Annotated in this window: 17 protein-coding genes, 1 tRNA gene and 1 rRNA gene (1 of these 19 running past the window's edge); 12 read left to right on the forward strand and 7 right to left on the reverse strand. The window is 72.7% G+C overall.

All coding sequences use genetic code 11. The annotated features are described in order from the left end of the window. Positions 1-326 precede the first annotated feature (326 nt). Positions 327-443, forward strand: a 5S ribosomal RNA gene (gene rrf, locus ACP7CD_RS12475). Positions 444-627: 184 nt separating this feature from the next. Here rrf and ACP7CD_RS12480 read toward each other — a convergent pair. The 3 genes from ACP7CD_RS12480 to ACP7CD_RS12490 are packed head-to-tail and all read right to left on the reverse strand — an operon-like array spanning position 628 to position 3,912. Then, positions 628-2,301, reverse strand: a complete 1,674-nt coding sequence (locus ACP7CD_RS12480; protein WP_426120306.1) for an FAD-binding oxidoreductase — start codon at positions 2,299-2,301, stop codon at positions 628-630. Between the two features lie 40 nt (positions 2,302-2,341). Further along, positions 2,342-3,127 carry a lysophospholipid acyltransferase family protein gene (locus ACP7CD_RS12485; protein ID WP_017832787.1) on the reverse strand — a complete coding sequence of 262 codons (786 nt, stop codon included), beginning with the start codon at positions 3,125-3,127 and terminating at the stop codon, positions 2,342-2,344. Further along, complete coding sequence (locus tag ACP7CD_RS12490) at positions 3,124-3,912, reverse strand: SDR family NAD(P)-dependent oxidoreductase (protein WP_035930281.1); 789 nt, start codon at positions 3,910-3,912, stop codon at positions 3,124-3,126. The genes ACP7CD_RS12485 and ACP7CD_RS12490 overlap by 4 nt, the downstream gene beginning before the upstream one ends. Before the next feature lie 148 nt (positions 3,913-4,060). On the opposite strand from ACP7CD_RS12490, the gene ACP7CD_RS12495 reads away from it, so the two are divergent. Together ACP7CD_RS12495 and ACP7CD_RS12500 are read left to right on the forward strand one after the other, a co-directional pair. Further along, on the forward strand, positions 4,061-6,319 hold the full coding sequence (locus tag ACP7CD_RS12495) for an HAD-IB family phosphatase (protein ID WP_336650691.1): 2,259 nt from the start codon (positions 4,061-4,063) through the stop codon (positions 6,317-6,319). Between the two features lie 36 nt (positions 6,320-6,355). Next, positions 6,356-6,931 (forward strand): TetR/AcrR family transcriptional regulator, encoded by a 576-nt coding sequence (locus tag ACP7CD_RS12500; protein ID WP_095650814.1) that lies wholly within the window; start codon positions 6,356-6,358, stop codon positions 6,929-6,931. Between the two features lie 22 nt (positions 6,932-6,953). Here the strand turns inward: ACP7CD_RS12500 and ACP7CD_RS12505 are convergent, their stop codons facing one another. Then, on the reverse strand, positions 6,954-8,156 hold the full coding sequence (locus ACP7CD_RS12505; protein WP_095650815.1) for a DUF4032 domain-containing protein: 1,203 nt from the start codon (positions 8,154-8,156) through the stop codon (positions 6,954-6,956). Between the two features lie 161 nt (positions 8,157-8,317). Between ACP7CD_RS12505 and ACP7CD_RS12510 the strand changes: the two genes are divergently transcribed. Together ACP7CD_RS12510 and ACP7CD_RS12515 are read left to right on the forward strand one after the other, a co-directional pair. Next, positions 8,318-9,139 carry a MurR/RpiR family transcriptional regulator gene (locus tag ACP7CD_RS12510; RefSeq protein WP_017832782.1) on the forward strand — a complete coding sequence of 274 codons (822 nt, stop codon included), beginning with the start codon at positions 8,318-8,320 and terminating at the stop codon, positions 9,137-9,139. Between the two features lie 168 nt (positions 9,140-9,307). Further along, a complete protein-coding gene (locus tag ACP7CD_RS12515; protein WP_017832781.1) occupies positions 9,308-9,511 on the forward strand; it encodes a hypothetical protein in 204 nt (67 codons plus the stop codon). An 80-nt stretch (positions 9,512-9,591) separates the two neighbouring features. Here the strand turns inward: ACP7CD_RS12515 and ACP7CD_RS12520 are convergent, their stop codons facing one another. From ACP7CD_RS12520 to ACP7CD_RS12530, 3 genes are all read right to left on the reverse strand, one after another. After that, positions 9,592-10,731, reverse strand: coding sequence for an ABC transporter ATP-binding protein (locus tag ACP7CD_RS12520; RefSeq protein ID WP_109222497.1), 1,140 nt, complete (start codon positions 10,729-10,731; stop codon positions 9,592-9,594). A gap of 135 nt (positions 10,732-10,866) precedes the next feature. Next, positions 10,867-11,673 (reverse strand): trehalose-phosphatase, encoded by an 807-nt coding sequence (otsB, locus tag ACP7CD_RS12525; protein ID WP_035930291.1) that lies wholly within the window; start codon positions 11,671-11,673, stop codon positions 10,867-10,869. Continuing rightward, complete coding sequence (locus ACP7CD_RS12530) at positions 11,673-13,175, reverse strand: alpha,alpha-trehalose-phosphate synthase (UDP-forming) (RefSeq protein WP_426120308.1); 1,503 nt, start codon at positions 13,173-13,175, stop codon at positions 11,673-11,675. Before ACP7CD_RS12530 ends, otsB begins: the two co-directional genes overlap by 1 nt. A gap of 165 nt (positions 13,176-13,340) precedes the next feature. On the opposite strand from ACP7CD_RS12530, the gene ACP7CD_RS12535 reads away from it, so the two are divergent. The 7 genes from ACP7CD_RS12535 to ACP7CD_RS12565 form a co-directional block, all read left to right on the forward strand. Next, positions 13,341-14,204: a DsbA family protein gene (locus tag ACP7CD_RS12535; protein ID WP_017832777.1), complete on the forward strand. Its 864-nt coding sequence runs from the start codon at positions 13,341-13,343 to the stop codon at positions 14,202-14,204. Positions 14,205-14,379: 175 nt separating this feature from the next. Further along, positions 14,380-14,456, forward strand: a tRNA-Thr gene (locus ACP7CD_RS12540). Between the two features lie 444 nt (positions 14,457-14,900). Beyond that, the gene (locus tag ACP7CD_RS12545; RefSeq protein WP_426120309.1) at positions 14,901-15,512 is read left to right on the forward strand and encodes a hypothetical protein; all 612 of its coding nucleotides are present in this window, start codon (positions 14,901-14,903) and stop codon (positions 15,510-15,512) included. A gap of 287 nt (positions 15,513-15,799) precedes the next feature. After that, entirely contained in the window at positions 15,800-18,238 is a 2,439-nt protein-coding gene (gene opgC, locus ACP7CD_RS12550) for an OpgC domain-containing protein (RefSeq protein ID WP_426120310.1), read from the forward strand. Positions 18,239-18,470: 232 nt separating this feature from the next. Beyond that, on the forward strand, positions 18,471-19,526 hold the full coding sequence (locus ACP7CD_RS12555; RefSeq protein ID WP_336650688.1) for a glycoside hydrolase family 26 protein: 1,056 nt from the start codon (positions 18,471-18,473) through the stop codon (positions 19,524-19,526). A 155-nt stretch (positions 19,527-19,681) separates the two neighbouring features. Then, on the forward strand, positions 19,682-20,329 hold the full coding sequence (locus tag ACP7CD_RS12560) for a hypothetical protein (RefSeq protein ID WP_115162337.1): 648 nt from the start codon (positions 19,682-19,684) through the stop codon (positions 20,327-20,329). Between the two features lie 830 nt (positions 20,330-21,159). Continuing rightward, on the forward strand, positions 21,160-21,608 hold the 5' portion of the coding sequence (locus ACP7CD_RS12565; RefSeq protein ID WP_426120441.1) for a L,D-transpeptidase family protein. Its footprint extends 1,066 nt past the window's final position; 449 of the gene's 1,515 nt are visible here — the first part of the coding sequence; the start codon lies at positions 21,160-21,162; its stop codon lies off the right edge, out of view.

Below are 21,608 nucleotides of genomic sequence, written 5' to 3' on the forward strand. Positions count from 1 at the left end.
TGTGAGAGGCCCCCAGCTAGACCACTGGGTTGATAGGCCGGAGGTGGAAGCACGAACCAACGACGTGTGCAGCCGACCGGTACTAATAAGCCGACAACTTACACCACACCCCCACCCCCAACACGTGTTGGGAACGAAGGGTGGGGTCACCACAGAACACCGCGTCCACTATACGGCTCCCAACCAACAACCCCCGCGGTTGCCGGTGAAGACCCACAACTGAATACCGCCCACCACGGGCGGACAACCACAGTGACTTACCCACCCCGTACACCGGCCCACGGCCGGCACGCCCCAGCGGCGAACACGGGGTCGGGCATCAGAGTTACGGCGGTCATAGCGTGGGGGAAACGCCCGGTCCCATCCCGAACCCGGAAGCTAAGACCCGCAGCGCCGATGGTACTGCACCCGGAAGGGTGTGGGAGAGTAGGACACCGCCGGACCACACCACCAGGGTCGAGCCCCCGCACCACACGGTGCGGGGGCTCCTCGCATTTAACACCCCTGCACAACCCCCACAGCGCGGCAGCACAGCGGGGCAAGCCGGGACGACCCCCGAACAACAACAGAGCAGGCCCCCACCGGCAACGGTGGGGGCCTTCTCTGCTCCGTACGAGGCCGGGAGGGTCAGCCGACGATCTTGCCGGGGTTGAAGTTGCCGCCCGGGTCCGCCGCGGCGAACAGGCTGCGCAGGAGCTGCACGCCCTCGGGGGAGACGTCCTGCTCCATCCAGGGGCTGTGCTCGAGTCCCACCCCGTGGTGGTGGGACAGCGTGGCGCCGGCGTCGATGAACGCCTGCTGGATCGCGCTCTTGATCATGGCGTACTCGGCGTGGGGGTCCTCGCCGATCTCGTAGCCGAAGGTGAAGTAGAGGCAGGCGCCGGCGTGGTACGAGTGGGACATGTGGGACATGATCCAGCCGGTCTTGCCCTGCGACTCGAAGGCCCGGTGCGCGGCGTCGTAGACCGCCTGGTGCACCGTGGTGAGCTTGGACCACGGTGCGGCGGTCTCGGAGACGTCGCCGATGGTGTTCTGCTCGAGCAGGAAGTCGCGCAGGTACGGGGTGTCGAATTTCTTCTGGTCGTAGAGCGCGCCGGGGCCCGCGCCGAGCACCAGGGCGCCCTGCTTCTTGACGATGCCGGCCACGGCCTTCTTCCGGTGTTCCACCTCGGGCTTGGCGCCCTCGAAGCAGACGTAGGCGATGCACATGGCGTCGGTGTCCCAGCCGCGGCGCCGCATGAGCTCCCACAGCACGTCCTGGCCCTTGGCCGTGACCTTCTTCTTCAGCGTGGCGGGGGCCTTCTGGGTGGAGAGCGAGAACGCGGTCTCGTGCGCGTCGGAGACGCGGGCGAACGTGGTGCTGATGCCGGACCGGGCGATCTCGCGCATCGCGACGAGCGCCTGCTGCCACGTGGGGAACATGTACGCGATGACCTCGCGGTGCTCGGCGATGCGGTGCACGTGCACGTCCAGCTGGGTGATCACGCCCAGCCTGCCCTCGGAGCCGATGATCATCTCCCGCAGGCTCGGACCCGTGGAGGTCGAGGGGAGGGGGCGCAGCACCACGGTGCCGCCCGGGCGCACCACGCGCAGCCCGCGCACGATGTCGGCGATGTCCCCGTACTTGTCCGACTGCATCCCCGAGGAGCGCGTGGCGGCCCAGCCGCCGAGGGTCGAGTGCGTGAAGGAGTCCGGGAAGTGGCCCAGCGTCCACCCGCGGGCGTTGAGCTGCTCCTCCATGTCCGGGCCCAGCACGCCGGCCTGGATGGTGGCCAGCCCCGACGTCTCGTCGAGCGAGAGGACCTGGTTCATCCGGCCCAGATCGAGGGAAACGATCGTTCGTTCCTCATGGGGATCCGGCTGGAGGCTCCGCGAGATGCTCGTGCCGCCGCCGAAGGGGATGACCACGAGGTCGCGCTCCACCGCGAGCCGCAGCACCTGGGCGACCTCCTCCTCCGTGCCGGGGTACACGACCACGTCGGGCACCCGCGCGAAGTCCCCGGCCCGGGTGAGCAGCAGCTCGGTGACGGACTTGCCGGCCCAGTGCACGATCCGCAGCTCGTCGTCGAGGGTCAGGTGCTCTGCGCCGGTGATGGCGGCCAGTGCCTCCAGGAGGGGCTCCCCGGCGCGGGAGGCGGGGACGCTGACCGTGGAGAAGTCGATGGTGTCGCGCTGCCGGGGCCGCAGGTCCACGTCCAGGGCGTTCTTGACGAACGGGGCGAAGGCGGGCTTGTTCGCGTACTCGAAGTGCACGCCTTCCTCGCCCCACCCCCACCACTTCATGTGCTTCACGTGTGCCATCTGCGCAGTACTCTCCTGGTTCTCGGGGGGTGACGGTGGTTCAGGCGTCGATGCGCGGACGGTGCTCGGCGTAGAGCGCCCGCACCGAGGCCTCGATGCGGTCGTTGAAGGACGAGGTGGGCTCCTTCTCCCGGGCGACCAGCGGCTCGCCGACGGCCACCACCACGCGGGGGCGGCCGCGGCGCGGCCAGCGGGCTCCGCGGGGCATCGCCTCGTAGGCACCGATCAGGGCGACGGGGACCACCGGCACGCCCACGGCCTTGGCCAGGCCGGCGGCGCCGATCTTGAAGGATCCCATCTTCCCCGTGCGGGACCGGGTGCCCTCCGGGAAGATCAACAGCGGGACGCCGGCCTTCAGCAGCTGCTTGGACAGCCCCCGGTTCGCTCCGGTGCCCGTCCGGTCCACCGGGAAGGCGTTGAAGATCAGCTCGGTGAACATGCGCTTGTGCGGGGCGGTGAAGAAGTAGTCCGCGGCCACCCCGGTGGCGAGGTCCCGGCGGATGCGGCGGGGCACCGAGCCCAGGACGAGCGGCGCGTCGAGGTGGCTCGAGTGGTTGGCCACCACGATGCACGCCCCGTCCAGGGCGTCGGCCGCGGGGTGCGTCACCACGGTCCGGCGGACCGTGCGGTACGCGAGGCCCTGCAGGAACACCCGCTGGGCGATCCGGCGGGCGAGGCGGCGCCGCGGGTCGCGGAAGCGGTCGGGGCTCAGCTGCGCGGAGGACGCGGGCGGGGCCTCCGGCGCGGCCTCGGGGGAGGAGCCGGCGCTGCCGCCGTCGATGGAGCGCTGGACCGGGACCGGGTCCTGGGGGTCGCGGCGGGTCACGAGCCGGCCGCCCGTTCCTTCTGGCGGGCCGAGGCGACGAGCCCCGAGATCCGGCGCACCGCGGAGCGCGGCAGGTGCCGCAGGGCGAATCCGAGGAGCCGGTAGCGCTTGGTGGGCATCGAGAGCACCTTGCCGCGCGCGACGTCGTCGAGGGCCTCCTCGACCACGCGCTCGGGGCTGAGCCACATGAAGGAGGGGATCGAGGAGCCGCTGATGCCGGCGCGCTCGTGGAACTCGGTGCGCACCCAGCCGGGCAGCAGGGCGGTGACGTGGACGCCCGTCCCGTGGAGCTCCACGGCGAGGGCCTCGGTGAACGCGGTCGTGTACGCCTTGATCGCCGAGTACGAGCCCATCGTGACCAGGCCCGCGGTGGAGGAGACGTTGATGATCCAGCCGGAGCCGCGCGCCGTCATCGCCCGTGCCGCGGCCGAGGAGAGCACCAGGACGGCCCGGCACATGACCTCGAACGCGCGGTCGTGGGCGCCGGTGTCAGGATCGGCGAAGCTGGTCTTCACGGAGAACCCGGCGTTGTTCACGAGCACGTCCACGGGTCGCTCGGGGTCCTCGACCCGGGCGGCGACGCGGTCCACGTCGGTGCGGTCGGAGAGGTCCGCGGGCAGGACCTCGACCGGCACGCCGTGCTCCGAGCGCAGCCTGGAGGCGGTCTGCTCGAGGCGGTCCGCGTCGCGGGCCACCAGGACGAGTGCATTTCCCCGGCGGGCCAGGGCTTCGGCGAACGCGGCGCCGATGCCGGACGTCCCCCCGGTCACGAGAGCGGTAAGCATGAGATCTAGGCTACACTACGGTAGCCGTAGCGCAGCCGGGTGCGGTCCGCTCGAGGGGCGTCGTCGTCGCCCGCCGAGCAGGGCCCGCCCGCAGCCCCCCGCCCGCTCCGCACCGGCGGCCGACCAGCACACCACCGGAGGAACACCGTTGACCGAGACCCCCACCACGCGCGTCCTGCTGACGGGAGCCACCGGCTTCCTCGGGCAGGCGGTGCTCGAACGGCTGCTGTCCGCCCACGAGGGTGTGCACGTCACCGCCGTCGTCCGTCCCAAGGGCAGCATCAGCGGTGAGCATCGGCTGCGTCAGCTGCTGCGCAAGCCCGCCTTCCGCACCTGGCGGGAGAGCGTGGGCGACGACGAGGCGAAGCGGGTCTTCGCGGAGCGCACCGCGGTCCTCGAGGGGGACCTGTCGGCACTCGCGGGCATCACGGAGCCGTTCGACGTGGTGATCCACTCGGCCTCCACCGTGTCCTTCGACCCGCCCATCCACGAGGCCTTCAGCACCAACGTCGGCGGCGCCACCGGTCTCTACGACGCGCTCCTGGCCTCCGGGCAGGACCCGCACGTCATCCACGTCTCCACCTGCTACGTCGGCGGGATCGCGAAGGGCCTGCGCCCCGAGGCGGCCGTGGACCACGAGGTCGACTGGGCCGCCGAGTTCGAGGCCGCCCAGCGGGCGCGCGAGGAGGCCGAGATGGCCTCCCGCACCCCGGAGCGGCTGCAGGCCATCATCGACGCCGCCACCGCGGACCACGGCAAGGAGGGGCCCAAGTCGGTGGCCCGCGCCGCGGAGGCCGCGCGCGAGGAGTGGGTCCGCACCCGCCTCGTCGAGTACGGGCGCACCCGGGCGCAGTCCCTCGGCTGGACCGACATCTACACCTTCACGAAGGCCCTGGGCGAGCGGGTCGCCGAGCAGAAGTGGGCGGGCGCCGGCCACCGCCTCTCCGTGGTGCGTCCGTCCATCATCGAGTCCGCGCTGCGCCACCCGTACCCCGGCTGGATCGACGGCTACAAGGTGGCCGACCCGCTGATCATGGCCTACGCCAAGGGCGCCCTGCCGGAGTTCCCGGGGCTGCCGGACTCCGTGCTCGACGTCATCCCCGTCGACTTCGTGGTCAACGCGATCGTGGCGCTGGCCACGGGCGGGCACCGCGCCCCGTCGGGCGCGGCCACCCCCGACGGGCAGGCGGACCCTGCCCCCGCGTACTACCAGGTCTGCTCGGGCGCCTCGAACCCGCTCCCGTTCCACCAGATGTACGAGAACGTCCGCTCCTTCTTCCTCGCCCACCCGCTCGAGGACGCCGACGGCAAGCCGATCCGGGTGCCCGAGTGGAAGTTCCCGGCCAACAACGCCGTGGAGCGCTCGCTGGCGGTCAAGGAGCGGCTCTCCGCCGTGGGGGGCCGGATCACCTCCGCGCTGCCCGCGACCTCCCGCACCCGGGAGTGGTCGACGTCCCTACACCGGATGCAGTCCGGCCTCGGCTCGCTGCGCACCTACGTGGACCTCTACCAGTCCTACACGCGCACCGAGATGATCTTCGACGACGCCAGCACGCGGCAGCTCAACGACTCGCTGCCCGCCGGCACGCCGGAGGACCGGACCTTCGACGTCCGGTCGATCGACTGGGCCGACTACTGGAAGAACGTGCACCTGCCGGCGCTGACCACGATGACCAAGGCCTACGGCCGGCTCCAGGCGGCGTCCAAGCGGCGCGGCACGACCCGGCGGGGCCTCAGCGAGGGCACGGACGTGCTCGCGGTCTTCGACCTCGAGGGCACCGTCCTGGACTCCACGGTCATCCGCCAGTACCTCCAGCTGCGCCGCCGGACCCTGCACCTGGCGAAGTGGCCCGCGGAGGTCGCCGACCTCGTCTCGAGCGCCCCGACCTATCTCAAGGCCGAGAAGCGGGATCGCGGGGAGTTCATCCGGGCGTTCATGCGCCGCTACCAGGGCGTGCCCGCCGGGACCGTGCGGGAGCAGGTGGCCGGGCCGCTCGGCGAGGACATGCGGCGCCTCCTGCGCCCCGGGGCCCTGAGCCGGATCGAGGAGCACCGCGCCGCGGGGCACCGCACGGTGCTGGTCACCGGGTCCATCGACCTGCTCGTGGAGCCGATCGCGCACCTCTTCGACGAGGTCGTGGCGGGCCGGATGGACGAGCGCGACGGCGTGATGACCGGCTACCTCGCCGCTCCGCCCCTGGTGGACGAGGCGCGGGCCCAGTGGCTCAAGAAGTACGCCGAGCAGGGCGGCTACGACCTCTCCCGCTCCTACGGCTACGGGGACTCCCACGCGGACGCCAGCTGGCTGCTGCTCATGGGCCACCCGTACACGGTCAACCCCGACCTGCCGCTGTACCGGCTGGCCCGGAAGAACCACTGGCCCATCGAGGACTGGAAGACCGCCTGAGCGCTCCGGCGGCGGACGGCGAGCAGGAGGGCACCGATGGGCGACGACGACCGGACCGATCCGCGGACCGTCACCACCGACAAGAAGATCACCGCGGCGGCACTGGCCCTCCTGCGCGAGGGCGGACCGCACCGGGTGACCATCGAGGCGGTCTCGGCGGCCTCCGGCGTGGCCAAGACGTCGATCTACCGCCGCTACGCGAACAGCCTGGAGATGCTCGAGGGGGCCCTCGAGGACGCCGTGGCCACGTACTCGCCGCAGCGGCCGAGCGCCCCGGCGAGCTGGGACGAGGGCCTCGCCGAGGCACTGGACTTCCTGCTCCACGACATGGGCATCGGGGTGGCGGTCTCCCTGCTGAGCGACCCGGAATCGGAGACGTCCCGGATCCTGCGCGCGCACCTGGTCCGCCCGCGCGTGGAGCGGCTCAAGGAGCTCCTCGCGGCGGAGACGGCGGCGGGACGGCTGAGCCCGGACCTGGACGTCGACGTCGTGCTGGACTTCGTGCTGGGCTCCGCCTACTCGCACGTGGCCCGGTACGGGAGCCTGGGCGACGACTGGCCCCGGCGGGTGCACCGGACCCTGACCGGGGTCCTCGAGGCGCACCGGCCCTGACCCGTGCGGGCCGGCTCCCGGCTCAGAAGACCTCCCGCTCGTCCGGGCGCTGGGCCAGCTCCGAGGCCACGTAGTCCTCGACCGCCGTGTGCGTCGCCACGTCCTTGCCGGCGCGCTCGGAGAGGAACCACCGGTGCTCGAGCACCTCGTGCACGATCTCGGCGGGCTCGAGCTTGCGGCGCATCGGCGGGGTGACCGCCTCCATGATCGGGGAGAACACCTCGCGCATCCACAGCTGGGCCACGAGCTCCTCGGGCAGGCCGGGGTAGAGGTCCTGCCCGAGCTGGGCGATGTCGGTCAGCAGCCGGCGCGCCTGGTTCTCGTGGGCGCCGAGGCCGGTGAGCCGCTGCAGGCGGCGGGTGTGGTGGCCGGGCTCCACGACCTGCGGGCGCAGCCGGATCCGCCCGTCGACCGTGTCCATGGACGCCTCCTCGACGTCGAAGCCGAGCTCGTTGAGGCGGCGCACCCGCTCGACCACGCGCCAGCGCTCGTCCATGCTGAAGGTCTCCTCGACCGTCAGCTCGCGCCACAGGAACTCGTAGGTGGCCACGAGCCGGTCGGAGACCTCGAAGGGGTCCACCACGTCCGCGATGTCGTGGCCCTCCTCGACGGCGCCCGCGAGCAGGTCCATGATCTCCCCGGCCACGTTGGTGCGGGCCAGCTCGATGTCGTACCCCCGCTGGCCGCGCGTGAGCTCCGGGTGGATCTCGCCGGTCTCGGCGTCCACCAGGTAGGCGGCGAACGCGCCGGCGTCCCGGCGGAACAGGGTGTTCGAGAGCGAGACGTCGCCCCAGTAGAAGCCCGAGAGGTGCAGCTGCACGATGAGGGAGGCCAGCGCGTCCACGAGCCGCTCGACCGTGGCGGCGCTGGGGCCGGCGGAGAAGATGGCCCGGTAGGGCAGGGAGAAGCTCAGGTGGTCGGTCACCAGGGCGGCGGGCAGGGGCTCGCCCTCGGGCGTGTACCGGTCCGTGACCACGGAGTCCGGTACCACGGACGGGATGCCCATGCGCTGCAGCCGGCGCAGGGTGGCGTACTCGTGCCGGGCGTAGTGGGGGACGGTCTCCTTGACGGCGACGATCTTCTCGCCGGCGTGGGCGAAGCGCACCACGTGCCGGGAGATGCCGCGGGGGAGAGCGGCGAGGACGTCCTCCGGCCACTGCTCGAGGGGGGTGTCCCACGGCAGCTCCAGGAGCACGGGGTCCGGGAAGGCCGTCTGGATGGACACGCTCCCGGACCGTCCGCCGGGGGCGGGACCGTCCTGGGGTGCGAGGGGGAAGTGTGGGGCCAGGGAACCCTTCATACCTGGTCATGCTAGCAACCGGCACGGGCCGGAAGTCCCCGCGGGGCCTCCCGCGCCCGATCCCGGCGGTCGCTAGGGTGGGGAGGGTGTCGATCGAACAGCGCATCCATGCGCACTACGCCGGGCTCTCGCCCCAGGAGCAGCGGGCCGCCGACCTGATCCTGGACCACCTGGACGACCTCGCCCTGTACAGCTCGGCGGAGCTGGCGCAGATGAGCGGCGTCTCCCGCGCCACCCTCTCCCGGCTGTACCGGCACCTGGGCTTCGAGTCCTTCACCGACCTCCGGGAGACGGCCCGCACCCTGCGCCAGCAGGGCGTGCCGCTCGGCCCCGACGCGGACCCGGAGCTGAGCCAGCACCTGGAGCAGGAGCTCAAGAACCTGCGCAAGGTCCTGGACCCGGCGGGGGAGGACCGCCCGGCCCGGGCCGTGCGCGCGCTCGCCGACGCGGGAACGGTCCTGGTCGTGGGCCTGCGCAACAGCTACCCGGTCGCCCTGCACCTGAAGCAGCAGCTGCAGCAGGCGCGGGACCGCGTCCGGCTCGCCCCGCTGCCCGGCCAGACCCTCGGCGAGGAGCTCGTGGACGTGGGCGAGGGCGACGTCGTCGTCCTGCTGGGCTTCCGGCGGCGCCCCCGGGGGTTCGAGCGCCTGGTGGAGGTCTGCGCGGCCACGGGGGCGCGGACCGTGCTCGTCGCCGACAGCACGGCCCGGCGCCACGCCTCGGCCGTGGACCTGTGGATCGAGTGCCCCCTCGACGGCGTGGGCCCGTTCGACTCCTACGCGGCGGCCATGAGCCTCGTGTCGGTGCTCGCCGACGGCGTGCTGGCCGCCGCGGGTCCGGACGGGCGACGACGGGTGGGCCGCACCGCCGAGCTCTACGAGGAGCTCGAGGAGCTGGACCTGCGCTGAGCGCCCGGCGGTGCCGAGGAAAGGGCCACCGGGCGCCGCGTCCACCACGGCGGTCCCGGCCCGACCCTGGGTCGGCAGTGCGCGGCCCCGCAGCATCCACTAGAATTCGTCAGTTGGCTGATCACTCCGGGTCCTGAGCGACCCGGTCCGTCCCGAGAGGAACCCGCCATGCATGAACCCCAGGCGCTCGCCCAGGCCGAGACGCACCTTCTCCACGTGCTGGAGCACTCCGATCCGCCGCGCGACGCCAGTCGCTACAACGTGACGGCGGCCGCACGGGACTACCACGACCGCACCGGCACCTGGGACGTGCAGGACGCCGACCCCGACCTCGTCGAGCAGGTGCTCGCCGCTCACCCCGCCGACGACTGATCCGGCCCCGGACGCGCCACGGCGCCCTCCCCGTCGGGGGAGGGCGCCGTGGCGTCGGTGCGGTCGGTCGGCCGCTGGGGTCAGTCGGGGAGGCGGTTGCCGGTGGCGGTGTCGAACAGGTGCACGTGGTCGAGGTTCGGGGCGACCCAGATCGTGGCCCCGGCCCTGGGCGGGGTGCGGCCCTCGACCCGGACGATGATCTCGTGGGCCCCGGCGGCGTCCTCCTCCACGGTCCCGGTCGGGTCCACCGTCACGACCGTGTTCGCCGCGGTGACCGGGGCGAGGTGGCCGTAGACGAAGGCGTCGGCGCCGAGCTCCTCGACCACGTCGGCCTCGATCGGCAGCCCGGTGCCCTCGGCGGCCGGGTGCAGGTCCTCGGGGCGGATGCCGACGGTGACCTTGTCCCCGGTCAGGGCCGCCTGCTGCTCCCGGGTCAGTTCCAGGCGCATGGTGCCGAAGGTCGCCGCCCCGCCCGCCACGGGCACCCGGAAGAGGTTCATCGCCGGGGACCCGATGAACCCGGCCACGAACTCCGTGGCCGGCCGGTCGTAGAGCGCCCGCGGGGTGTCGACCTGCATGAGGTGCCCGTCCTTGAGGACGGCGACCCGGTCGCCCATGGTCATCGCCTCGACCTGGTCGTGGGTGACATAGACGGTGGTGACCCCCAGCCGGCGGGTCAGGGAGGCGATCTGGGTGCGGGTCTGCACCCGCAGCTTCGCGTCCAGGTTCGACAGCGGCTCGTCCATCAGGAACACCTGCGGGGAGCGCACGATGGCCCTCCCCATGGCCACGCGCTGGCGCTGCCCGCCGGACAGCGCCTTGGGCTTGCGGTCCAGGTAGTCGGTCAGATCCAGGATCTTCGCCGCCTCCTCGACCCGGCGGCGGCGCTCCTCGGCGGAGATCTTGGCGATCTTCAGGGCGAAGCCCATGTTCTCGGCCACGGTCATGTGCGGGTAGAGGGCGTAGTTCTGGAAGACCATCGCGATGTCGCGGTCCCGGGAGGGGACGTCGGTGACGTCGCGGTCCCCGATGTAGATGTTGCCCCCGGTGACCTCTTCCAGCCCGGCGAGCATCCGCAGGGTGGTGGACTTCCCGCACCCGGAAGGGCCCACCAGGACGAGGAACTCCCCGTCGGCGATGTCCAGGTTCAGGTCGGTCACCGAGGGCCGCTCGGCCCCGGGGTACTGGCAGGTCACATTGGCGTAGCGCACAGAAGACATGGTTCAAGGCCTCTTTCCCGGCAGGCACGTGCCGGACGATCCGAAGGAGAAGAGCTGCCCCCTCAGGTGATGGGGGCCACAGTGATCCTAATCACCTTCGGGGCGTCTCCGCCATCGGCGCGCCGTCATCCGAGGTCACGGCAGCGCGCCCCGGCGCAGTTCGGACAGCCGGATCAGGGCCGCGGCCAGGTCCTCCGGGGACGCGACCCGGTGCGCGGCCACGCTCTGCCCCGTGCCCACCTTGATGCCGAGATCGGCGGGGCCGAGCTCGCGCATCGCGTTCTCGTCCGTCACGTCGTCGCCGGCGAACAGGGTGACGTCGGCGCCGGTGGCCTGCATGAACGCCGTGATGCCCTCACCCTTGGTCGCGGAGTGCACGGAGGACTCGACCACGTGCTGGCCCGGGGTGATCTTCAGCCCCTCGAGCTGCTCGAACTGCTCGACCATCTCCTGCTCCGCGCGGGCGCACAGGCTCTGGTCCGCCATCGTGCGGGTGTGGAAGGCGGCCCCCGTCGGCTTGAGCTCCAGCCTAGACCCGGGGTACCGGGCCACCTGTGCCTCCACGAGCGCGGTGGCCTGTGCCAGCAGCTCCAGCTGGGCCGGGGAGAGCTGCAGGGCGGTGTCGGCGGCGGCGTCCCCCAGGGCGTCGAGGAGCAGCTCCGCCCCGTGCGAGCCGGAGAGGAGCATCCGGCCGTCCGGGTCCACCACGGAGCGGAGGAACCGCATCGGCCGGCCGGAGATGACGGCCACGTACGTGCGGTCCAGCGTCAGGAGCTCCTCCAGCGCGGACCGGGCCTCCGGCAGCGCGCGGCTGTCGTCCGGGTCGTCCGTGAAGGGCGCCAGGGTGCCGTCGAAGTCGAGGGCGACCAGCAGGGTCCCGGCCTCCGCCGCGCGGGCGAGGGCGTCCTCGAGCGCCGGGCGGGTGTCGTCGTGCGGGGCCATCACTGCTCCTCCTCCTCGGTCGTCCCGGGGCGGGTGCGGGCGAGGTCCCGCAGGAACGCCTCGGACCAGTCGTTGACGTCGTTGCCCAGGACCTGCCGGCGCATCGAGCGCATCCGCTTCTTCGCCTCGGGCGCGGGCATGTCCTTGGCCCGCAGCATCGCGTCCTTGAGCCCGTCGATGTCGTGGGGGTTGACCAGCAGCGCCTGCTTGAGCTGCTCGGCGGCGCCGGTGAACTCCGAGAGGACCAGGGTCCCGGACCCGTCCGTCTTGGCCGCCACGTACTCCTTCGCCACCAGGTTCATGCCGTCCCGGAGGGAGGTCACGAGCATGACGTCGGTCGCCAGGTACAGCGCCACCATCTCCTCGAACGGATAGCCGTGGTGCAGGTAGCGGATCGCGGTGTGCGAGATGGTGTCGTGCTGGCCGTTGAGGTGGCCCACGAGGCCCTCCACGTCCTCCCGCAGCTGGACGTAGGACTCCACGCGCTCCCGGGAGGGGTTCGCCACCTGGATCAGCACCGACGGCCCCACCGTCAGCCTGCCGTCCTCGAGCAGCTCGCCGTAGGCCTTGATGCGGTGCAGGATGCCCTTGGTGTAGTCCAGGCGGTCGACGCCCAGGAACACGGTCTCCGGGTCGCCGAGCTCGTGCCGGATCTCCCGGGCCCGGTCCTTCACCTCCGGCCGGGAGGCCAGCTCCTGGATCGACTGCGCGTCGATGGAGATGGGGTAGGACGCCGCGCGCACGATCCACGCGTCGTCGTCCGTGCCGAACCGGGCCGCTCCGTTCTTGAACGGCACGTCCAGGAACCGCCGCACGCAGCGCTGGAAGTTCTGGGCGTCACCCGGGCGCTGGAAGCCGATGAGGTCCGCGCCCGAGAGCCCGTCGAGGACGGCCCGCCGCCAGGGCAGCTGCGCGAAGATCTCCAGGGGCGGGAACGGGATGTGGTTGAAGAACCCGATCGTGAGGTCCGGCCGCAGCTCGCGCAGCATCTTGGGGACCAGCTGCAGCTGGTAGTCCTGCACCCACACCGTGGCGTTCTCGGCGGCGATCTCGGCGGTCCGCTCCGCGAAGCGGCGGTTGACCTGGCGGTAGCTGTTCCACCACGTGCGGTGGAACTCCGGCGGCGCGATGACGTCGTGGTAGAGCGGCCAGAGGGTCGCGTTGGAGAAGCCCTCGTAGTAGGCCTGCACCTCCTCGGCGGACAGCGGCACGGGGGCGAGGTGGAAGACGTCGTGGTCGAAGCGCTCGAGCGTCTCGTCAGGGGCCCCGTGCCAGCCCACCCAGGCGCCGGCGTTGCGGGCCATGACGGGGGACAGGGCGGCCACGAGGCCGCCGGGGGAGCGGCGCCAGGAGGACTGCCCGTGCTCGACGACGCGCTCCACCGGCAGCCGGTTGGAGACCACGACGAAGTCGTAACCGGCCTCCTGCGACACGTCCGTCCGGGGTTCCGGCACCTCCTCCAGGTCGGCCGAGGAGGCGGTGGGGGGATGCTCTGCACTCACGGGATGTCCTTCCGGTAGGTCGTCGTCGTCCTCGTCCCAGTCTATTCATCAGCGTGCTCACGGTTCTGCCTGGGGATCTCCTGAGTCGGCGGTCCGGGAGGGGGTCCGATAATCTGGGCGACGACACCTCCCCGTCCACCCCCCAGGATCTTTCGAAGAGGACCCATGGCAGCCAGCAGCAGCACCACCCCCGATCCCCGGAACCGCGACGCCGCCCGGGAGCGGGCTCGGCAGGTCGCGGACCAGCACGCACGGCAGGACAAGCGCTCCCGCCGGATCCTGCAGCTGGGCATCCTCGCCCTGGTCCTCGTGATCGTCGCGGTGATCGGCGTCGTCGTGGCGCAGAACCGGGCCCAGCAGATCCCCGAGGCCGGGCCCGTTCCCGCCAGCGCCAACCAGTGGGGCGGCACGGTGCTGACGGCCGACGGGATCCGCACGGGCGAGTCCGAGGTCGAGGAGCGCGACCTCGCCGAGGTGCCCGAGGCCCCGGAGACCCCGGACGACTCCGCCGTCCCGCCGGGCGTCGAGGCCTCGGGCGACGGCGAGCCCGTGCAGGTCGTGATCTTCCAGGACTTCGAGTGCGTGCACTGCGCCGACTTCGAGGCCGAGAACGCCGATGCGCTCGAGGAGGCCGTGACCTCCGGCGACATCGTCCTCGAGTACCGCAACCTCAACTTCCTCGACCGCTCGACGCCGACGCAGTACTCCTCGCGGGCCGCGGCCGCCGCCTACGAGGTGGGCAACCAGTCCTCGGCCGAGCAGTACCTGGCCTTCGTCGAGGAGGTGTTCAGCCACCAGGGCACCGGTGGGCTGGACGACGAGCAGCTCGTGGAGATCGCCTCCTCGCACGGCGCCGACATCGCGGGCGCGCTCGAGGAGGACACGTGGCGGCCGATGGTCAACGTCGTCTCGCAGGAGTCCCTCGCCAACGGCGTGTCCGGCACCCCGACCGTCTTCATCGACGGAGAGCGGCTGGGCAACGAGGCGTTCCAGGAGGCCCTCGACGCGGCCGTGGAGGCCAAGGAGTAGGATCCCCGCTCCGCCGGAGCAGCGCGACGGCGCCGTGCCCCCGCGCGGGGCACGGCGCCGTCGCGCTGTGCGGACCGTCCGGGCGCCCGGGGATTTCGGGGTCCTGCAACGCGTCCGATATCCTGAGGAACCGGCCGCCGGGGCCGCACCCGTGCGGAGGCCCGAGGGCCGATCCGCCTCCTTAGCTCAGCTGGCCAGAGCACCTGTCTTGTAAACAGGGGGTCACCGGTTCGAATCCGGTAGGGGGCTCCACCGGTCCGCGACGTTGCACTCGCGACCGCTCATGACGTCACATGTTGCGCCGCGGTCTCGGTGCGGGGTGTGCGCATGCTGATGTCCGTGTCCCGGCCGGGCTGCGGCGAACTCGCTCCTGACCCCCTCGGAAGATGTGCGGTGGCAAGGGGTGAGCCGGAGATCCGCGCCGTCACGGGGATTCTGCCGGTCCGGCTTCCGGGGTTGCCGGCGGCCCGACCGCGCCGGGACCGCACCGGCGAGGGTCCGGACAGGACATGCCGCTCCGGGGATGCGACGAGACGGAACCGTGATCGTGATCGCCCCGGCCGGAGTCTTGAACCGTGACTCAGCTCACTCCTACGGTGTTCCTACCTATCTCATAGGTGAGACCTCTTGCCCAGGTCTCGGAACATCTCGATTGCATGACGATCCCCATGTCATGCCCTCTCCACAGGAGCAGCAATGAGCAGTCTGCGGAAGACCCTCGTCGGCGCGGCCATGGCCGCCGCCCTCGTGGGAGGAACGGTTGCCACCCCGGCGGTCGCGGGGTCAGATCAGGATAACGGCAAGAGCCGTGGAGACCACAGTGAATCGCATGAAAGTCGTCACGACCGCGGCGACCGCGGCGATCGCGGCGAGCGCGAGGATCGCAGGGACCGCGAGGATCGCAGGGACCGCGGTGACGACGAGGAGCGGAAGTACGCATACCATCGCGGCGGCAACGGCGACGACGACCGGGGTCGCGACGAGGAGCGCGACCGGGACGACCGGGACCGCAGGGAGCACCGGGACGACAAGTACGACCGGGACGACCACGACGGCAAGTACGACAAGGACGACAAGGACGACAGGTACGACCGCGACGACGAGGACGACCACGACGGCAAGTACGACCGGGACGACGAGTACGACCGCGACGACGGCGATCACCAGGACCACTGGTGGTACTGCGAAGAGCACGAGAAGTGGCACTTCTACGACGACGACGACTGGAGGAGCAGGAAGCACCACGACGACATGAAGGACGAGGGCGAGCACTCGCACCAGAAGGGCGATGACGACGGCGAGCACTGAGCGGCCCGGCACCGACGGATCCCGCCGGCGCGGTCCGCACGGAGCCGGGGGAGCCTGAGGGGGAGCCTCCGGGGACACGGCCCGGACCTCCGCGCATCCGGTGCCGCACCGTGATGATATCGGTGGACGCACGCGGGGAGAGTCCTCCCGCGTGACGTCCGTCGTCCGCCGCAGGCCCCCCGGCCGCCTCGGCACCCCCGGGCGACGGTCCCCCCCCCCTGCGAGCGGACGACGCCGCACGCGGACCGACCCTGGAGGGCACCCTGGTACCCATCGTCCGAGGACGCGTGCGAACCCCGGCCGCCGCGGCGCTGATCCTGCTCCTGCTCGCGCTCCTCCTCGTGCCGACCGGGGCCGCCCGGGCCGCGGAGGACGAGGGCCCCGAGGGCCCGTACCTGGGGGCCCTGCTGGACTGGGGCACGGACACGGCGGCCGGCCACGCCGAGCGTCTCGGCGCGCCGGCGGCCGTCTACGGCAGGCCCGTCCCGCTGCCGATGGACGACCAGGAGCAGGGCCACCTGCGGGACTACCTCTCCCAGGTCTCCGCGCAGGGCGCCCACGCCCTGCTCACCGTCCGCCCCGAGATCGCGCTGGACCGGGTGGACCAGGCGCAGGCCGCCGTCCTGGCAGGACAGCTCGCGGACGCCGCGGAGGGGTTCCCCGGCACGGTCTTCGTCCGCTTCGCCCCGCAGATGAACACCACCTGGGTGCCGTGGGGGCAGCAGCCCGAGGCGTACACGGAGGCGTTCCGCACGGTGGCGAGCGCGCTCGACGCCGAGCTCCCGGACCCGGTCATGGTCTGGTCGCCCACGGTCGGCACGGACTACCCCTTCCGGGACCCGTCCAGCGCCCCGGCGCAGGGCGGTGGACCGGCCGCCCCGGACACGAACGGCGACGGCGTCTGGGACCGGGAGGACGACCCCTACGGTCCCTACTACCCGGGCGACGACGTGGTCGACTGGGTGGGACTGGTGGCCTATCTCGACGAGACCGGCACGGGTCCGGCCCGCAACGTCCTGCCGGAGGCGGGCTCGTTCGGCGCCATGCTGGGCTCCGGGGAGCCGGCCGCATCCGCGGGGCAGGACGAGTTCTACGCCGCGTACGCCGTCGGCCGCGAGAAGCCGCTCATGGTGGAGACCGGCGCCTTCTACGATCCGGGGACGGGGGGCCCGTCCGAGCGCGACATCAAGGAGGCCTGGTGGGACCAGGTGCTCGCGACGGTCGCCGCCGGCGACCACGACCGCATCCGCGCGATCGTGTGGAACGAGACGGTCGAGCAGCGCGACGACGGTGCGGTGACCGTCGACTGGCGCGTCACGGCCGATCCCGGGCTGGCCGCGGCCGTCGGCGAGCGGCTCCAGGACTCGGCCCTGGTCAGCGGGCCGGTGACGGCAGCGGCGCCGCTCCCGGGCGCCGGTCCGGCGGCGGCGGGGGCCGTCCTCGAGGGGCCGGCCGCCTGGGGCGCGGCGGCGGCCGTGCTCGCCGCGGGCGCGCTCCTCTGGCTCCTGGCGCGGCGGGGGCCGGCCCGGGCCTGGGCGTACGCCGAACCCGCCCCGCGCGACAGCCGGATCGACATGCTGCGGGGCCTCGCGATCGTGTTCGTCGTCGTCAACCACGTGGGCCTCACCTCGTTGTTCCAGCTGCTGACCCAGGAGACCGTGGGCGTGGTCTCGGGGGCCGAGCTGTTCGTCCTGCTCTCCGGGGCCGTGCTGGGGATGGTCTACGGGCCCCGGACGAAGGACGACCTGGGGACCGTCGTCGACCGCACCGCCGCGCGGGCGTGGAAGCTCTACGTCACCGCGCTGGTCGTCGTGCTGCTCGTCTACGGACTCAGCCTGCTGCCCTTCCTGGACGCGGGCGCCGTCACCACGTTCACCGACCAGGGCACCGGCGCCGCCGGCAGAGGGGCCTCCGGCGCCACGTACGACCTCTACGCGGGCATGGACGGGCTCCTCCAGTTCCCCGTCCAGGCACAGCTGATCCCCGCCGTGCTGCTGCTGCAGGTCGGCCCGTGGCAGTTCAACATCATGGGTCTCTACGTGATCCTCCTCCTGGTGAGCCCCCTCGTGCTCGCCGCCCTGGCCCGGGGCTGGGCCTGGCTGGTCCTGCTGGTCAGCGCCGGGCTCTACGCCGCGGGCACGGTCTTCCGGATCCGCCTGCTGCCCTCCCAGTTCGAGGACTCGTTCCCCCTGCTCGTGTGGCAGGTGCTGTTCGTGCTCGGCATGGTCACCGGGTTCTACCGGCGGCAGATCGTCACGTGGTTCGCCGACCGGCGCCGACGGCCGCTGCTCGTCGCCTGCCTGCTGCTCGCCGTCGCCCTCGCCCTGTTCTCCTGGTCGAGTCCCTATGCCAGCAGCGCCTACGACGTCCGGCTGGCCCTGCTGCCGGAGTCGGTGTTCCGCACGGTCTACGACGCCTACTTCGGCCGGACCTACCTGGGGATCGGCCGGCTGCTGAACGTGCTCCTCGTGGTGATCGCCGGCTACGCCGTCCTCAGCGCCTACTGGAGGCCGCTCGAGCGCGCGCTCGGGTGGTTCCTCGTTCCGCTGGGACGGGCCACCCTCTACGTGTTCATCGTGCACGTGTTCCTGATCCTGGCCGTGGCCAACGTGCCCGCTCTCCAGCAGGGGGACGTGTGGCTCAACACCGCCGCCTACGTGGTGGTCCTCGGCCTGCTGTGGGTCATGGTCCGGACCCGGTTCCTCTTCCGGCTCGTACCCCGGTGAGATGCAGCCGGCGGACCCGGCCCGGCCCAGGCCGTGGTCCACTGCCGGCCCGCGTCGTTCCGTGACGGAGGGACCCCCCGTCCGGTCAGCGCGTATGACGCGGCCGGCGGGCGGGTGGGGGAGCGGCCGCCCGCGGGTGGTAGTTTGCGCTCGCTAATTCTCGTGGCCCCGTGCGAGACCCCCCAGCGCGCTCGCCGTCGGCGGGGAGCCCGCTCCCGTCGGAAGAACCCCCATGCCTGCTTTCGTTCCCCCACGTGTCCTGTGCTCCCTCACCGCGGCCGCCGCCGCCGTGGCCCTGGGGCTCGTCGCCGTGCCCGCGGCGCACGCGGCGCCCTCGGTCCACCTCCCGGCCGGACCGGCGGCGCTCGCCCCGGCCAAGAAGCCGGTCCCGACGGCCGCCGTCGTGCCGGCCGAGCCCCAGGTCCGCACGTGCCCCCTGCGCTTCGGCGTCGGCACGGCCGGTGGTCCCGCCGCCTCCACCGAGCTCGCCGAGGTGGCGTCCCTGGCCGGTGAGAAGCCGTCGATCGTCCTCTCCTACAAGGACTTCGCCCAGCCCGTTCCCTACTGGGAGCTCGAACAGACCCGCGCGGCCGGGGCCACCACCCTGCTGACCTGGGAGCCGTGGGTCTGGGGCGGCGGGATCGACCAGCCGGCCCACTCCCTGGACGCGATCGCCTCCGGCGCCCATGACGCCCACATCACCGACTGGGCCACCCGCCTGGCCGACTGGGGATCCCCGGTGATGCTGCGCTTCGGCCACGAGATGAACGGGAACTGGTACCCGTGGGCCGAGGGGGTCAACGGCAACGGCGCCGGGGACTACGTCGCCGCCTGGCGCCACGTCCACGACATCTTCACCCGCGCGGGGGCCGACAACGTCCAGTGGGTCTGGAACCCGAACGTGCCCTACTACGGGTCCACGCCCCTGGACGGGCTCTACCCCGGCGCCGACTACGTCGACGTCGTGGCCCTGGACGGCTACAACTGGGGCACCTCCCAGAGCTGGTCCAGCTGGCAGCAGCCGTGGGACCTGTTCGCCTACGGCCTGTCCGAGATGCGGCGCCTGGCCCCGGGCAAGGAGATCGTCGTCGCCGAGACCGCCACCGCCGAGGCCGGCGGGTCCAAGGCCGAGTGGAACGCGCACCTGGTGTACTACCTCGCGCAGCAGCCCGACGTCACGGGGCTCGTCTGGTTCCACCTCGACAAGGAGGTGGACTGGCGGATCAACTCCTCCACCGCCTCGGCCCAGGCCCTGGCCGCCGAGCTCGCCAAGCGCCCCTGCCCCTGAGCACCGCGGCGCCGCGCGCCACACCGGGTCATGCGAATCACAAAAGCGAACAGCGCGTGTAGCGTGACCCCCAACGACCGGCGCCGCGCCACCGCTCATCCGGAGGCGGCGCGGCGCCGGTCGGTCCCCCCAGGACCGTGTCGAGGAGTCCCCCCATGGCAGTTCCCCTCACCCCGCCCCCCGGCCGCCGGCTCGGACCCGTCTGCGCGGCGCTGCTCGTCGTCGCGCTGGCGGGCTGCGCCGAGGACCGGGGGACCGGCACCACCGCGGCGTCCAGCGCGAGCCCGCCGGCGGCCACGGCCGGTTCCGCGCCCGCGTCGGGGGCGGACGGAAGCACGACGCCGGAGACGCCCCGCGACAGCCCGGCCCCGCCGGGCAACGACGTGGCCCCCTACGACGACACCGCCACCCGGGACGCCGCCGGATCCTTCGGCGCCGCCCAGCGGCTCGACGACTCCCTCGAGGCGGTCGTGGAGGGCCCCCGCCCCGGCACCACCGGCGAGCGCCCCGTCCGGGCCGCCCCCGGCACCCCGGTGCAGGTGTTCACGCTGACCCTCAGCAACACCGGGGCCGCCCCGGTCGACGCCGTGCCGTGGTCCTTCCCGGTCGCCGTCGACGGCGAGGCCCCGGCGCCCCCCGTCTTCGACGACTCGCTGGGCGTGCCGATGGAGACCTTCCCGACCATCGCCCCCGGCGGGAGCGCCTCCCTCGAGGTCGCCTTCTCCGCGGAGCACGACGCCGACCTGGCCGTCCGCGTCTTCGACAACACCACCCCCGACCACTACGTCGAGTTCACCGACTGAAGCCCAGCAAGGGACCCCCCATGAAGATCTCAGCTCTGCGCATCCCCGCCGCGGTCGCGGCCTGCTTCGCGGTCGTCCTCGCCGGTGCCCCGGGGGCGTCCGCGGCGCCGTCCGCGCCCGCCCCCGGCGTCTCGGCCGGTCCGACGACGACCCCCGGACCCACGGCGGGTGCCGTCGCGGCGACCGTGCGGCTCGAGCCGGTGGACGACGAGTCGACCGTGCCCGAGCGGGAGACCTCGCTCGTCGACGTCCTCGCCAACGACGGCCTCGAGGACCCCGCGACGGTGCGGCTCCTGCTCGTGGACCCCGCGGCCCGCGCGGCCGAGGACGAGCTCGTCGACGAGCTGCGCACGGACCTCGGGTCCCTGCGCGTGCTGTCCCCGGACACGGAGCCCGACGCCCTGCCCGAGGGCTGGGAGGTCCCGGACCACCCGGTCCTCGCCCTGACGCCCGCTCCGGATCGGCCCGCCGACGCCGCCTCGGTGGAGGTGGCCTACGCCGTGCTGGGCGCCGGGGGCGAGGCGGCCCGGGCCGTGCTCACGGTCGCCCCGGACCAGGAGGCCCCCGAGGCCTCCGCCGCGCCCACCGCCTCGGGGGAGCCGACGGAACCGGCGGTCCCGGCCGAGCCGACGGACGGCGCCGAGCCGACGACGGAGCCCTCCCCGGGCGCGGAGCCCGCCGAGGAGCGGCCGGCCGCACCGCGGCCGGAGTCGCAGGAGACCGCCGCCGCGGCCGCCGCGGAGAACGCGGACGTGCCCGCCGAGGTCCGGCAGGCCCTGGAGGCCGCCGCGGCCCGGGCGTCCGCCAGGACCGGGGAGCCGACCGGGGAGATGCGCCCCTGGAAGGGAGGCTGGGAGTGGCCGCACCAGAGGGGCGTGGTCCTCTGGTCCGAGGCGCACGGCGCGCACTTCGTGCAGCTGTCGGGCGGGATCGGCACCAAGTGGACCCTCGGTGGCGGGGTGGAGGCCCTGGGCTGGCCCGTCGACGACGAGTCCTGCCGCTTGACGGGTGGTGGGTGCCGGCAGTCGTTCTCGGGCCACCGCACGATCTACTGGACCTCCTCGACGGGGGCGCGGACGGTGAACACCTGGGGTGCGATCGGCAAGAAGTGGGCCCTCGGCGGGAGCGAGTCCGGGGCCCACGGTTATCCGACCACGGACGAGATCTGCGGGCTGGCCGGTCGTGGGTGCCGGCAGTCGTTCTCGGGCCACCGCACGATCTACTGGACCTCCTCGACGGGGGCGCGGACGGTGAACACCTGGGGTGCGATCGGCAAGAC

It is taken from the genome of Kocuria sp. LHG3120, from assembly GCF_049897445.1.
In the GTDB taxonomy this organism is placed as follows: Bacteria; Actinomycetota; Actinomycetes; order Actinomycetales; family Micrococcaceae; genus Kocuria; species Kocuria rosea.

Bases quoted from the DNA above. Each gene is read 5' to 3' on its own strand.
- ACP7CD_RS12480 (WP_426120306.1), bottom strand. From the start codon at position 2,301: ATGGCACACGTGAAGCACATGAAGTGGTGGGGGTGGGGCGAGGAAGGC.
- ACP7CD_RS12490 (WP_035930281.1), bottom strand. From the start codon at position 3,912: ATGCTTACCGCTCTCGTGACCGGGGGGACGTCCGGCATCGGCGCCGCG.
- ACP7CD_RS12500 (WP_095650814.1), top strand. From the start codon at position 6,356: ATGGGCGACGACGACCGGACCGATCCGCGGACCGTCACCACCGACAAG.
- ACP7CD_RS12515 (WP_017832781.1), top strand. From the start codon at position 9,308: ATGCATGAACCCCAGGCGCTCGCCCAGGCCGAGACGCACCTTCTCCAC.
- ACP7CD_RS12520 (WP_109222497.1), bottom strand. From the start codon at position 10,731: ATGTCTTCTGTGCGCTACGCCAATGTGACCTGCCAGTACCCCGGGGCC.
- otsB (WP_035930291.1), bottom strand. From the start codon at position 11,673: ATGGCCCCGCACGACGACACCCGCCCGGCGCTCGAGGACGCCCTCGCC.
- ACP7CD_RS12535 (WP_017832777.1), top strand. From the start codon at position 13,341: ATGGCAGCCAGCAGCAGCACCACCCCCGATCCCCGGAACCGCGACGCC.
- ACP7CD_RS12545 (WP_426120309.1), top strand. From the start codon at position 14,901: ATGAGCAGTCTGCGGAAGACCCTCGTCGGCGCGGCCATGGCCGCCGCC.
- ACP7CD_RS12555 (WP_336650688.1), top strand. From the start codon at position 18,471: ATGCCTGCTTTCGTTCCCCCACGTGTCCTGTGCTCCCTCACCGCGGCC.
- ACP7CD_RS12560 (WP_115162337.1), top strand. From the start codon at position 19,682: ATGGCAGTTCCCCTCACCCCGCCCCCCGGCCGCCGGCTCGGACCCGTC.